The sequence below is a fragment of the Rheinheimera mangrovi genome (assembly GCF_003990335.1).
GTDB lineage: Bacteria > Pseudomonadota > Gammaproteobacteria > Enterobacterales > Alteromonadaceae > Pararheinheimera > Pararheinheimera mangrovi.
Map to the genome: position 1 here is coordinate 1 of NZ_CP034683.1, position 14,250 is coordinate 14,250.

Annotated in this window: 11 protein-coding genes; 8 read left to right on the forward strand and 3 right to left on the reverse strand. The window is 45.8% G+C overall.

Features of this window, described 5'->3' with window-relative positions:
- Positions 1 to 3: 3 nt before the first annotated feature.
- From dnaA to glyS, 8 genes are all read left to right on the forward strand, one after another.
- Positions 4 to 1,365 (forward strand): chromosomal replication initiator protein DnaA, encoded by a 1,362-nt coding sequence (gene dnaA, locus EK374_RS00005; protein WP_127026615.1) that lies wholly within the window; start codon positions 4 to 6, stop codon positions 1,363 to 1,365.
- 12 nt (positions 1,366 to 1,377) lie between these two features.
- On the forward strand, positions 1,378 to 2,487 hold the full coding sequence (dnaN, locus tag EK374_RS00010) for a DNA polymerase III subunit beta (RefSeq protein WP_127018990.1): 1,110 nt from the start codon (positions 1,378 to 1,380) through the stop codon (positions 2,485 to 2,487).
- 3 nt (positions 2,488 to 2,490) lie between these two features.
- Positions 2,491 to 3,591 (forward strand): DNA replication/repair protein RecF, encoded by a 1,101-nt coding sequence (recF, locus tag EK374_RS00015; RefSeq protein ID WP_127018992.1) that lies wholly within the window; start codon positions 2,491 to 2,493, stop codon positions 3,589 to 3,591.
- 2 nt (positions 3,592 to 3,593) lie between these two features.
- A complete protein-coding gene (gene gyrB, locus EK374_RS00020) occupies positions 3,594 to 6,014 on the forward strand; it encodes a DNA topoisomerase (ATP-hydrolyzing) subunit B (RefSeq protein WP_127018994.1) in 2,421 nt (806 codons plus the stop codon).
- 516 nt (positions 6,015 to 6,530) lie between these two features.
- On the forward strand, positions 6,531 to 7,094 hold the full coding sequence (locus EK374_RS00025; protein ID WP_127018996.1) for an SLATT domain-containing protein: 564 nt from the start codon (positions 6,531 to 6,533) through the stop codon (positions 7,092 to 7,094).
- Complete coding sequence (locus EK374_RS00030) at positions 7,091 to 8,464, forward strand: reverse transcriptase domain-containing protein (RefSeq protein ID WP_127018998.1); 1,374 nt, start codon at positions 7,091 to 7,093, stop codon at positions 8,462 to 8,464. Before EK374_RS00025 ends, EK374_RS00030 begins: the two co-directional genes overlap by 4 nt.
- A gap of 96 nt (positions 8,465 to 8,560) precedes the next feature.
- Positions 8,561 to 9,493: a glycine--tRNA ligase subunit alpha gene (gene glyQ, locus EK374_RS00035; RefSeq protein ID WP_127019000.1), complete on the forward strand. Its 933-nt coding sequence runs from the start codon at positions 8,561 to 8,563 to the stop codon at positions 9,491 to 9,493.
- On the forward strand, positions 9,493 to 11,550 hold the full coding sequence (gene glyS, locus EK374_RS00040) for a glycine--tRNA ligase subunit beta (protein WP_127019002.1): 2,058 nt from the start codon (positions 9,493 to 9,495) through the stop codon (positions 11,548 to 11,550). Before glyQ ends, glyS begins: the two co-directional genes overlap by 1 nt.
- Before the next feature lie 87 nt (positions 11,551 to 11,637).
- Here the strand turns inward: glyS and EK374_RS00045 are convergent, their stop codons facing one another.
- From EK374_RS00045 to EK374_RS00055, 3 genes are read right to left on the reverse strand one after another with little or no spacing between them, the layout of a single operon-like run.
- Entirely contained in the window at positions 11,638 to 12,378 is a 741-nt protein-coding gene (locus EK374_RS00045; protein ID WP_127019004.1) for a LytR/AlgR family response regulator transcription factor, read from the reverse strand.
- A 25-nt stretch (positions 12,379 to 12,403) separates the two neighbouring features.
- Entirely contained in the window at positions 12,404 to 13,411 is a 1,008-nt protein-coding gene (locus EK374_RS00050; protein WP_127019006.1) for a sensor histidine kinase, read from the reverse strand.
- Positions 13,408 to 14,136 (reverse strand): hypothetical protein, encoded by a 729-nt coding sequence (locus EK374_RS00055; RefSeq protein ID WP_127019007.1) that lies wholly within the window; start codon positions 14,134 to 14,136, stop codon positions 13,408 to 13,410. The genes EK374_RS00050 and EK374_RS00055 overlap by 4 nt, the downstream gene beginning before the upstream one ends.
- Between the last annotated feature and the right edge of the window lie 114 nt (positions 14,137 to 14,250).

Sequence of the window (14,250 nt, forward strand, 5' to 3'; positions counted from 1 at the left end):
ATGGTGTATCAGTCCGTTTGGAAAAATTGCCTCGAAGCGCTCCAGGCCGAGCTACCGGCTCGTGACTTTGGAACCTGGATCCGTCCATTACAAGCTGACAGCTCGCATGACGCACTGACTTTGTATGCGCCTAACCGCTTTGTGTTGGATTGGGTGCGTGACAAATACCTGAACCGGATCAATGAACTGATCCAAGGCTATTGTGGCGATCATGCGCCACGTTTACGCTTTGATGTGGGTTCAACCCAAAAGCCTTTAGCTGCTCCTGTCAATCAACTGCAACGAGTTGCACCTGCTGCTGCTCCATTAGCTACCATGCCAGATCCAGCGCCAAAGACTATAGTCAACAGCAATGTTAATGCAAAGCACAACTTCGATAACTTTGTTGAAGGTAAATCGAACCAATTAGCGCGCGCTGCTGCCAAGCAAGTGGCCGATAATCCGGGCACTGCGTATAACCCGCTATTTTTATATGGCGGCACAGGTTTAGGTAAAACTCACTTATTGCATGCGGTAGGTAACGGTATTCTGGCGAAAAAACCAGATGCCAAAGTGATTTATATGCACTCAGAACGTTTTGTGCAGGACATGGTGAAAGCCTTACAAAACAATGCAATAGAAGAGTTCAAACGCTATTATCGTTCTGTCGACGCGCTGCTTATCGATGATATTCAGTTCTTTGCGAAAAAAGACCGTTCCCAGGAAGAGTTCTTCCATACCTTTAACGCCTTGCTTGAAGGGAACCAGCAGATCATTTTAACCAGCGATCGGTATCCAAAAGAAATCGACGGCGTGGAAGAGCGCTTAAAAAGCCGTTTCGGCTGGGGTTTAACTATTGCGATCGAACCACCAGAGCTGGAAACCCGGGTTGCGATCCTGATGCGTAAAGCGCAGGAGATAAATATACGTCTGCCGGAAGAAGTAGCGTTTTTTGTCGCTAAACGTCTTCGCTCCAATGTGCGTGAATTAGAAGGCGCGTTAAACCGTATTTCTGCCAATGCCAACTTTACTGGCCGTCCTATTACCATTGACTTTGTACGCGAAGCATTACGCGACATGCTGGCGTTGCAGGACAAATTAGTCACTATTGAAAATATTCAGAAAACTGTGGCTGAGTATTACAAAATACGGGTAGCGGACTTATTGTCTAAACGCCGCAGTCGTTCCGTAGCCCGCCCCCGTCAAATGGCGATGGCTTTGGCGAAAGAACTGACCAACCACAGCTTGCCGGAAATTGGCGATGCTTTTGGTGGCCGTGACCACACCACAGTCTTACATGCGTGTCGTAAAATCGAATCGTTAAAAGAAGAAACGCATGAAATTAAAGAAGATTTCCAAAACTTAATTCGAACATTGTCTTCATAATAGGGAATGGTGATGCAATTTACTATTGAACGCGACGCTCTACTCAAACCCTTACAAATGGTGTCAGGTGCTATTGAACGGCGCCATACTTTACCTATTTTGTCCAATGTGTTGATTGAGGCGCGCGAAGACGGTCAATTAATTCTGACCGGTACCGACTTAGAAATTGAACTGGTGGCGATGTCACCTATCCAGCAATTGATAAGCCCAGGCCGTATTACGGTGCCAGCGAAAAAGATTCTGGATATTTGCCGCAGCTTACCCGACACTTCTTTATTAAGTGTCACAGTGCAAGGCGAAAACTGTGTGGTCAGCACAGGCAAAAGTAAATTTACCTTGTCGACCTTAAGTGCCAACGATTATCCAAATTTAGAAAGCTGGCAAGGTGAGGTCGACTTACAGTTACCACGCAGCCAGTTGCGTCATTTGTTAGACGACACTGCATTTTCAATGGCAAATCAGGATGTGCGTTATTACTTAAACGGTTTGTTATTTGAAGTGGATAACGGCACTTTACGTTCTGTCGCAACTGATGGTCACCGTCTGGCCATGAGTTCTATTGAATTAGCAGCTACGGCCGGTCATCAAAAACAAATTATTATTCCGCGCAAAGGTGTGTTGGAAGTAATGCGTTTATTGATTGCCGATGATCAGCTGGTCACTTTAAGTTTGGGACAAAACCATATTCGTTTAACCGACTCTCAGTTCAGCTTCAGCTGTAAATTGATTGACGGCCGTTTCCCTGATTATCGTCGTGTATTGCCGCGCAACAGCACTAAGCTGGTGACAGCGCACCGTGATGTATTAAAAGATTCTTGCGTTCGCGCTTCCATTTTATCGAACGAAAAATACCGTGGTGTGCGTTTCACCCTGAGTTCAGGCGAGCTGCAAATTGTGGCGAATAATCCTGAGCACGAACAGGCGGAAGAAACCATCGAAGTGGAATACCAGGGTGATACGCTGGAGATTGGTTTTAACGTGGGCTACTTACTCGACGTATTAAACACCTTATCAACCGACCTGGTAGTGCTGCATTTAAGTGACGGCAACTCCAGTGCTTTGATTGAAGGAGTTGGGGCTAAGTCTGGCGCCATGTATGTTGTGATGCCAATGCGTTTATAGTGAATGGCATTAAATACGCTTAGAATTCAGCAGTTTCGCAACATTGCCGAAGCTCAATTAGAGTTTCGTTCCGGGATAAACCTGATTTATGGCGAAAATGGCAGCGGCAAAACCAGTTTGCTCGAGGCCATTTATTATTTGGCACATGGCCGTTCTTTTCGCAGCAGCAGACCAGAAAAGCTGATCCGCTATGAACAACCGGCATTCTTACTGAATGCCAAAGTTGAGATGGCGCAGCAGATATTAAATCTAGGCTTGCAGCGCGAACGGGAAGGCGAGCTTCGGATGCGGTTAAACGGGGAAGACCTGAACCGTGTCTCTGAACTGGCCCAACTGCTGCCGGTACAATTAATTACCCCGGAGAGCTTTAAGCTATTACTGGGAGGCCCAAAAGAAAGACGGCAGTTTTTCGATATGGGGTTGTTTCACGTGGAACACAGTTTTTATTCCTTGTGGAGCAAATTGCAGCGTGTACTAAAACATCGTAACGCCTTGTTAAAAACACAAAAGCGTTATAACGATGAATATGCCTACTGGGACCAGAATCTGGCCAGTTTGGCGTTTGAATTACAGGCTTTACGCCAGCGGTACATCTTGGCTTTGGATGCGGCGGTTCAGCCGCTATTAGTTGATGCGCCCTGGTCTTCGGGTTTAAGCATGCAGTTGTATTCTGGCTGGCCGGAACGTATCGAAGCGCCTGAGCAACTACAGCAATTACTGCAGCAAAATTTTGCGCAGGATTTGCGATTAGGACATTGTCAGTTTGGCCCACAAAAGGCGGATTTAAAGCTGAAAGTAGCGGGCCAAGCTGTTGAAGAAGTGTTGTCGCGTGGACAACTCAAAGTATTACTCTTTGCGCTTAAAGTTGCGCAAAGTAACGTGATTTATAACTACGGCCATAAACAGCCACTGTTATTAATTGATGATTTGGCCTCGGAATTAGACGATAATTCCAAGCGTCATATATTTAGTTTTTTAAACACCATTAATTCGCAGGTATTTATTTCAGCGATTAATACTGACCAGGTTTTGCCAGCAATACCGGATCTGAATCCGGCATTGTTTCACGTGGAACACGGACAGATAACAATACGGACAGAATGAAGATGGCCGAAGAACATATTTACGACTCGTCGAGTATCAAAGTATTAAAAGGCCTGGATGCCGTACGTAAAAGACCCGGTATGTATATCGGTGATACGGACGACGGTTCAGGCTTACACCACATGGTATTCGAAGTCGTCGACAACTCCATCGATGAAGCCTTAGCTGGCCACTGTACTGATGTATGGGTAACTATCCACACAGATAACTCAGTATCAGTACGCGACAACGGTCGTGGTATTCCTACAGATATGCATGAAGAGGGTGTGTCTGCAGCTGAAGTAATCATGACGGTATTACACGCCGGTGGTAAGTTTGATGATAACTCTTACAAAGTGTCTGGTGGCTTGCACGGTGTAGGTGTTTCAGTAGTAAACGCTTTATCGGACAAACTGGAATTAACCATTCGCCGTAAACAGCAAGTGCATTCACAAATCTATCGTTTAGGTGTGCCTGACGCACCTTTGGCTGTAGTAGGTGAAACTGAAGGCACTGGTACTTCTATTCGTTTTTGGCCAAGCCCAACGATTTTCAGCGATATCAATTTTCACTACGATATTCTGGCGAAACGCTTACGTGAATTGTCATTCCTGAACTCAGGCGTCAGCATTATTCTGACCGACGAACGTGACGACAAAACTGACCATTTCAAATATGAAGGTGGTATCGAAGCTTTTGTGCAGTACTTAAACCGCACTAAAACCCCGGTACACCAAAAGGCCTTTTACTTCACTTCACACCGTGAAGAAGATGGTATTTCTGTAGAAGTGGCGATGCAATGGAACGATTCGTTCCAGGAAGGCATTTACTGTTTTACCAACAACATTCCACAACGAGATGGTGGTACTCACTTAGCGGGTTTCCGTTCTGCTTTAACCCGGGTGTTAAACACCTATATGGAGCATGAAGGCTACGCCAAGAAGATGAAAATCTCCGCCACTGGTGACGACGCCCGTGAAGGCTTAACTGCTGTTATCAGTGTAAAAGTACCAGACCCTAAGTTCAGTTCTCAGACCAAAGACAAACTGGTATCCAGCGAAGTGAAGTCTGCAGTTGAAAGTGCAATGCACGAAAAACTGAATGAATACCTGTTAGAAAACCCGGGCGAAGCCAAAATTATCGTTGGCAAAATTGTTGACGCGGCCCGCGCTCGTGAAGCAGCTCGTAAAGCCCGCGAAATGACACGCCGTAAAGGTGCCTTAGATATCGCAGGTTTACCAGGTAAGCTGGCCGACTGTCAGGAAAAAGACCCTGCATTATCAGAACTTTACCTGGTAGAGGGTGACTCTGCGGGTGGTTCTGCCAAGCAGGGCCGTAACCGCAAAAACCAGGCTATTCTGCCGCTGAAAGGTAAAATCCTGAACGTAGAAAAAGCCCGTTTTGACAAGATGATTTCCTCTCAGGAAGTAGGCACGCTGATCACAGCTTTAGGTTGTGGTATTGGCCGTGACGAATACAACCCGGATAAAACCCGTTATCACAGCATCATCCTGATGACGGATGCTGACGTCGATGGTTCTCACATCCGTACTCTGTTGTTGACCTTCTTCTACCGTCAAACCCCAGAGCTGATCGAACGTGGTTACATCTATATTGCACAGCCGCCTTTATACAAAGTGAAAAAAGGTAAGCAAGAACAATATATTAAAGATGACCCGGCTTTAACTGAGTACTTAACGACTCTGGCGCTGGATGAGGCGACCTTACACGTCAATGCAGACGCGCCAGGCATAGGTGGTGCTCAGCTGGAAACGCTGGTCCAGCTGTACCATAGAGTGACAGCTACCATCACTCGTTTAAGCCGTAAGATCCCGTCGAACTTACTGAACGAACTGGTTTATGTGCCTGCTATTACACCTGAGCTGTGTAAAGACGCAGCTTTGGCGGAAACCTGGGCGAAGAACCTTGTCACCCGCTTGCAAGAGCGCGAAGGCGACGGTTCCAGCTATGCATACAGTGTGGTAGAAGACCGCGAACGCCAGTTGTTTGTGCCAAAAGTGATCATTCGCCAGCACGGTATCGACAACGAATACCTGCTGCATTACGACTTTATCACGTCAGTCGACTACGGCCGCATTGTTGAATTAGGCACTGCCATCCGTGACTTAATTGAAGAAGGTGGTTATGTCCGCCGTGGCGAAAAAATCAAACCAGTAGAGAGCTTTGTTGAAGCACTGGAATGGTTAATGGCCGAATCAAAACGTGGTTTATATATCCAGCGTTATAAAGGTTTGGGTGAGATGAACCCTGAGCAGTTATGGGAAACCACCATGGATCCAAATACCCGCCGCATGCTGCGTGTGACTATTGAGGACGCCATTGGTGCCGACCAGCTGTTTAATACCCTGATGGGTGACGACGTAGAACCACGCCGTAACTTTATCGAAGAAAACGCGCTGCGGGTGGCGAACCTGGACGTGTAAGTTTGTTGGTACGCTAACAAATGCTAAAAAGCAGGCTGAGTTAAGCCTGTTTTTTTATTGCTGATACAAACCGGAATTCCCATATAATTCAACTGCTTTCGCCGTTGGCGAGCCGCTTTCTTTTGCGTCGCCAAAAGAAAGTGGCGCAAAGAAAAGGCGACCCTGGCCGCTGCGAAAGCCCGCTCAAAAAAGTGCGTCCAAGGCGACTCGGCAACTCGTTCGTCGCTACCGCTCCTCGCTCAGACACTCCTCGTCTTAAAACCTTGGCCACCCATTTTTGAACGGCTTGCGGCTAAGGGGAGGGAGTATTCGTTTAGATGGGCATAAATAACAATATTCTACAGTAGTTTTTGTATCATTCTTTGCTACTATGTAACGGCTCGGTGGGTGTCAGGTTTCTAGCTTTAGGGTTAGAGATGGATCTAATCAACAACACTTGTGTTTGTTTTGACTTCAAAGCAATTTGGAGTATTAACGTGCTTAATTATTCTCACCGAGCATTTCAAGGAAAGATAAATGAAAAACGTAGATGCATTGAAAAATAAGGTTTGGTTTACGTATAAAGCGAGAATAATGGCCCACGAAAGGCTCATGTTGCTTAATAAAGTAACTCAGAATTTATTAATCTGGTACTCATTGATTACTGTTATATCTTCAATAGTAATGATCCGTTTTCCTCTGATTTTCGGTAGTAACGGAGATATTCTCGTCACCTGCATTTCTTTAATCGTCCTAGTTTTATCGTTGGTTGTATCAAACCGCGATTATCGTGGCCGCGAAATTGAAATGAGAAAAAACTACTTAGAATTGCAGAAACTTTACCGTGAACTAGAAGTAAAAAATGAATTGCCCGTCGACGAATTCAGCGAAACTGACGAACGATATCAATTGATCATAGCTAAAGGCGAAAATCATACTGAATTTGATGATTTGACATTCAGAGTGAAAAATTCGACAACTAGAACGCCAGCCTGGCATGCTTTCATTTTTTATTATGTAGTTAAGAGCACCGCTTGCTTATTCTTAATTGCGTTCATCATTACACCCCTTATCATTATCTTCGGAATGTATTCCTTATGAGTGCGAGCCGAGAGTTTAGTAAATTATTTAAGCTGTCTTCATTACTAGAGATCTATGCCAAATATATAAAAGATAGTACTGCAACAGGTATAGATAACTGCCGTGCAATAGTTTACGAGAAAGATGCTAAGCGCGATATTTCGGCTGCACTTGAAAGGATTAATTCTGATTGCTATAGATTTTCACAGTTTAAAGAGAAACTTATCTCTAAAGGCGCAAACAAACCCCCAAGAGTTTTATCTATACCGACAATAAGAGACAGAGTAATCCTTAAAGCGCTGTCAAAATTTCTTGCAAAACTATACCCGCAAGCAATTACTGAAATCCCTCAAGTTAAAATTAATCGTGTTGTTGAGGCTGTCAAAAGTGGTGGGTACGGTGCTTTTATCAAAATAGATTTAAAGAACTTTTATCCGTCAATACCTCACGAGCAACTGTTAAAGATACTTAAGAAAAAGATCCGAAAAAAGCAAATATTAGCTTTGATTCAAAATGCTATCAGAATGCCTACTGTACCGAAGGGGGGAGTGATCACAAGCATTAATGACAAAGGTGTGCCGCAGGGACTATCCATATCAAACTTACTAGCTGAAATTTATATCTCCGATGTTGATCAACACTTTTATGAAGACCCGAGTCTTCACTACACTAGGTATGTTGACGATATTCTGATCCTATGCAGTAAGGAAGACTCGGAAGCTCTCTATGCGCGGGCTATTAGTTATTTAAAGAGCAAACTTTTAGAACCACATGAAAGAGATTTAATTGGTTCTAAGACTCAGGTTGAACCTATTTCAAAAGGTTTTGAGTATCTGGGATATTCATTCAAAGCTGGTCGTATATCTCCTAAAGAAAGCAGCATAAAAAATTTTGAATCGAAGATTGCCTCTGTACTAACAGCCTACAAATATAAAAATGAAATTTCAAAAAATGATGCTGATCGGATAAAAGCACTTGATGTTTGCCAGTGGCGTCTGAACTTGAAGCTTTCGGGATGTATTTTCCAATCAAAAAGGTTGGGCTGGGTGTTTTATTTTTCACAAGCGGATAATACAACCTGCTTTCGTCATATTGATTCGACTGTAACCAGCATGCTGTCAAGGGCAGGAATCAAAGGTAAGATAAAAGTTAAAAAGGTTCTAAAAGCATATTATGAAGCGCGCAGAACAGACAAATCTACTCATAAATATGTCGTTAACTTTGACACTATGAGTACTGTTGAGAAAAAAGAGATTCTTCTAAGTTACTTAGGCGCGAATAAAGTGGGCAAACTAAGTGATGCGAAAATTGACTCCTTATTCAAAATGAAACTCAGAGACATCATCAAAGAGCTAGAGCAAGATACCTCGCAAGACTCCTCAAGCCTTTAAATCCAAGAAATTCATTCAACAATTTAAAATCAGCGCTACAGTTCGACGCCGCAAATAGGTATACTTTTCAGTCATTTTTACCAGCAGGTCAGGCTAATGCAAAAGTACGATATGAAGACCTTCCAGGGGTTGATCCTGGCATTACAAGATTATTGGGCACGCCAGGGCTGCGTTATTGTTCAGCCGCTGGATATGGAAGTAGGGGCCGGTACTTTCCATCCTATGACTTTTTTACGTTCTTTAGGCCCTGAGCCTACCAACGTGGCTTATGTGCAGCCTTGCCGCCGTCCTACTGATGGCCGTTACGGTGAAAACCCAAACCGTCTGCAGCACTACTATCAGTTTCAGGTGATCTTAAAGCCGTCACCAGCCAATATTCAGGAGCTGTATTTAGGTTCCTTACGTGAACTGGGCATTGATACCCTGGTGCACGATATCCGTTTTGTAGAAGACAACTGGGAATCGCCAACTCTGGGCGCCTGGGGTCTGGGTTGGGAAGTATGGTTAAACGGCATGGAAGTGACTCAGTTCACTTATTTCCAGCAAGTAGGTGGCTTAGAGTGCCGTCCTGTTACAGGCGAAATTACCTATGGTTTAGAGCGTCTGGCAATGTACATTCAGGGCGTGGACAGTATTTATGATCTGGTCTGGGCTGACGGTCCTTTAGGTCGTGTCACTTACGGTGATGTATTCCATCAGAACGAAGTAGAGCAATCCACTTACAACTTTGAATATGCTGACGTGCCTGCGCTCTTTGCTTACTTCGACCAGTGTGAGGCCGAAAGCCAGAAGCTGATTGAAGCAGGTTTAGCTTTACCGGCTTATGAAAAAGTAATGAAAGCTTCGCATGCTTTTAACTTATTGGATGCCCGTCACGCCATCTCTGTGACTGAGCGTCAGCGTTACATTCTGCGGGTGCGCACCCTGGCCAAAGCCTGTGCTGAAGCCTATTTCGCTGCGCGGGAAAAGTTAGGTTTTCCCTTATGTAGTGATAGCAAGAGCCGTAACCAGTCAACGCAGGAGGCATAATGTCTGTGCAAGATTTTTTCGTAGAAATTGGTACCGAAGAGTTACCACCAAAAGCATTAAAAACTCTGGCGACTGCCTTTGCTGACAATATCACTGAAGAGCTGGCCAAACAGAACTTAAGCCATGCCAATGTCAGCTGGTATGCTGCGCCACGCCGTTTAGCTGTTCGTGTCAACCAACTGGCGTTACAACAACAAGACAAAGTGGTGGAAAAACGTGGTCCGGCTTTGGCTGCGGCTTTTGATGCCGATGGTCAGCCAACCAAAGCTGCTGCAGCCTGGGCTGCGTCGAACGGTATTACCGCAGATCAGGCGGAACGTTTAGAAACAGACAAAGGTGCCTGGTTAATTCACAAAGCTTTGATTAAAGGCGAAAACACAGTTGCATTGTTACCCGCTGTGATCAGCACTGCTTTAGCCAAGTTGCCCATTGCCAAGCCAATGCGTTGGGGCAATTCAACGGCCGAATTTATCCGTCCTGTGCACACTGTCACCCTGTTATTAGGTGACGACGTAGTGCCTGCTACTATTCTTGGCAAAGAGTCGGGCCGTGTTAGTTATGGCCACCGTTTCCATGCACCAGCTTTGGTCGAAATCAAAAATGCCGATGCCTACTTAAGCACGCTGGAACAGTCTTATGTCATTGCCGACTTCGCTAAACGTAAAGCTATTATTGCTGAAAATGTGGCAGCTCAGGCCAAAGCCTTAAACGGCGTGGCACTGATGGATGATGCTTTGTTGGAAGAAGTGGCTTCATTGGTTGAATGGCCAGTTGTGCTGGTGGGCTCTTTTGAAGAACGTTTCCTGCAGGTGCCTGCCGAGCCGCTAATCTCCACCATGAAAGACAACCAGAAGTATTTCCCGCTGGTTGATAAAAATGGCAAGTTACTGAATAAATTCATCTTTGTGGCCAATATTGAGAGCAAAGATCCGAGCCAGATTATCTCGGGTAATGAAAAAGTAGTGCGCCCACGTTTATCTGACGCTCAGTTCTTTTTTGTCACAGATGCAAAAACTAAACTGGTCGATCGTCTGCCTGCATTAAGCACTGTCTTGTTCCAGCAAAAGCTGGGCACTTTGCTGGAGAAATCAGAGCGTATCGCCAAAGTCGCAGCCTTTATTGCTGGCAAAATTGGTGCTGACGTACAACATACCGAACGCGCTGGTTTACTGTCTAAAACCGACTTAATGACCAATATGGTTGGCGAATTCCCTGAAGTGCAGGGCGTGATGGGGATGCATTATGCCCGTCTGGACGGTGAGGCTGAAGCAGTGGCTGTAGCGCTGAATGAGCAATACAAACCACGTTTTGCCGGTGACAGCCTGCCAAGCCAGCTCGAAGCTTGTGCTGTGGCCATTGCCGATAAAATGGATTCGCTGGTCGGTATCTTTGGTATAGGCCAGGCGCCAAAAGGCGACAAAGACCCCTTCGCCTTACGCCGTGCCGCCATAGGTGCACTGCGTATTATGGTGGAAAAGCAGTTACCACTGGATCTGATTGAACTGATTGAATTCAGCAAAACCACCTTCGGTGACAAGCTGACTCAGGATAGCGTTTCCGACGAAGTGCTGGACTTTATGCTGGGCCGTTTCCGCGCCTGGTATGAAGGCGAAGGTTTTGGTGTGGACGTGATCCAGGCTGTATTGGCCCGCCGTCCAACCAATCCGGCTGACTTCGACCGTCGTGTTAAAGCAGTGGCTGAATTCCGCAAACTGGACGCCGCTTTAGCTTTAGCCGCGGCCAATAAGCGGGTAGCAAACATTCTGGCGAAAGTGACAGAAGCTATTCCACAAAGCATCAACAGCGCTCTGCTAAGCGAAGACGCCGAACAAGCCCTGCATAAGGCCATAGTGGCTGAACAAGCCTATCAGGCCACTGTAAGCAGCTACGCTGAAGGTTTAAGCCATCTGGCCGCCATGCGTGATGTGGTCGATCAGTTCTTCGATAAAGTCATGGTCAATGCTGATGACGCTGCAGTTCGCTTAAACCGTCAGGCTTTGTTACAGCAATTACGTGAATTATTCCTGCGCGTAGCGGATATTTCTGTATTGCAGTGATACGCAATTGATTGATAGTAATTAAAAAAGGAGCTTCGGCTCCTTTTTTGTTGGTTAAAGTGATGATAAAAGTTGATGCTTCGGAACCTACTGATTTAACCACTTCCTAAACTGCGCTGTTCTGGTTTTACTGCTGATGGCGGGTTCTTTGTCGCAGCTTAGCACTACAGCCACTGACTCTTTGTTGTAAGGCTCTACCTGTAAGATGCTGCTGATATGAATAATATCGCTGCGGTTTAGCCGGAAAAACTCGCTGGGGTCGAGCTGGTTTTCTATATCGCCCAAATTGGCTTCGGTCAGTATATGTACGCTGTTATTTTTATCTGTCGCCAGTAATACGCCGTTGGCGGCACGTATCAGCAGAATATCGGCGACTGGCAAAATAGATAAACTTTGGCCTTTACGTAATAAAAACCGCTTTTTATAAGCCGGTGCTGTAGCTGTTACAGGCTGTTGCAGCTTATGTTTCAGCTGAGCGAAATTCAGCATAGCTTCGGCAAATCTGGGGTAGGAGAAGGGCTTCAGCAAATAATCCACCGCCTGATACTGAAACACCTGCATCCAGTACTGATCATAAGCTGTGGTGAAAAGCACAGGGCAAGGCAAATCCAGCTGCTCTAACGCAGTAAATACCTGACCATCTGTCAGCTCTACATCGGAGAAGATTAAATCCAGTTGTTGAGCTTTTGGATCTGCAGAGAAAAACTCAATCACCTGAGCGACAGAACTAAGCTGAGCTACCAGTTCGGCGTCGGGTTGATAGCGTTTCAGATAAGCGGCCAGTTTTTCTGCCGCTAATACTTCGTCTTCAATAATCAGTACTTTCATGGCCCATCCTTGCTTATGCCGCCCTTTAAACACTCTGCTGCAGTGGCACAGAGACGATAAACTCGTCGTTTTGTGTCACTTCTATTGGCTTGCCCAGCACCGTCTGGCAGCGCTCAGATAAATTGCTTAAACCTGTGCCTGTACCGGGCTGGGCATAAGCCTTGGTTCGCAATGGGTGACGCACTATTAACTGACCTTGTTGCAGTTCCAGTTGAATCAACAATGGTTGTTCAGCTGATGCGCTGTTATGTTTCACTGCGTTTTCCAGCAGCAACTGCAGGCTGCAGGGCACTAACTGATAGTTAGTTTGTTGCTCCGGCTCTACAGAGCTCTTTAGCTGAAAACTGGCCGGAAAACGTTGCGCCAACAGTGTCATATACTGCTGTGCAAAAGCCAGCTCGTCAGCCAAAGGCACCAGCGTTTTACTGCCTTGCTGCAATTGGTAACGGTAAATATCGGCAAAATGGTCAAGAAACTGCTCAGCCTGATCCGGGCTTTTATGAATAAGCACAGACAGTACATTGAGGTTATTAAACAAAAAGTGTGGGTCCAGTTGTTGTTGCAGTAATTGCAACTTGAACTGCTGGTTATGTTGTTGTGCCTGCAGCAGCTCGAGTTGTTGCTGTTGCTGGCGCTTTAAAGCTTGCCACAACAAATCAGCACCAGCTATTAAACTATGCACCAGCAGATACATCAGGCTCACCCGCAAATACTGCTGCATTACTAAGGGCTGGCTGGTGGCCAGGTCAATAACCAGCTGTAATACGGTCATCAGGCCGACAAACAGTGCCATACTTAAAGCAAAGCTTTGGCTGTAACGCTGTAACAAAGAGGTTGGTGTATGTTTGGTCCAAAGCCGGGCATCCAAAGTACGGCTTAACCAAAGCGATAACGCCGCCTGCAAGGTCAGCCAAAGTGGAGCATCAGCGTGAAACAGCAGGGGTTGTCCCGGCGCTGTTTGCAACAGCGCCAGATACAACATCAAGCCATAGGAAAACAGCAGCAAGCTGAAAAAGGTTTTGAGTTGTTTCATCCTTTCACCTGTACTGCTTCAGGCAAACGCATCAATTCGCTGCCATCTTCGGCGTAAAACACCAGTTGAGGTTTGCCATCTTTTCCTACAGCCATTTCAATTCGTTTATTTCCTTGTGGATCATTCAGTTGCAGCATAGCTTTTTTGTTTAATGTGCCATAAAAAGCTCTTCTGTTGCCATGAATATCTGGGTGTTGTTGTTCCAGTTCTTTTATGCGCGCTTGAGCTTTCGCATCACCTTTTTCTGCTGCCAGCATCAGCTGCATATAGTCGTCTATGGGGTACTGCGGTCTGTCTACCACGTTCAGGCCAGTGATCAGCATGCCGTCTTGTTCAATATGCTGCAGCGCCAGGCTTTGGTCCTGATTGTAACGGTCAAAGGATAAATGCAGACCATGTTCTACTTTGCCGTCTTTTTCAAAACCACGAAATACAAAACCGCCGTTTTCTGTGCCTTCGTCATTGTAAAAAATCATGCCTGGGCGTGGGCCCGGATCGAAAAACTCTTTGCCTTCTTTTATGGCCTTAGGCGCATGGCCTGTATTGGCGATCACCAGCCGCGGATGCCCACTAGGCTCCATCACATTGATACGCTGTACATTGAGTTCGCGCACTGTGCTGCTGTCGCTGGGCAGCCATTGGGTTTTAATGGTTAAAGCCACCAGCGCTGTGATTAGCAGCAGGTTTAAATTGGTTTGATTAAAGATTTTATTGAACTGTTGCATGGTGTTTTCCTTGTTTATCAGTGATTCATTGTCTTGATGCTGGCAGTGTGGCGGAAGGGGGTTGACCCTTACAGAGTGAACCTATAAAGAGCGGAAAACTTCATCTAAAGGGCG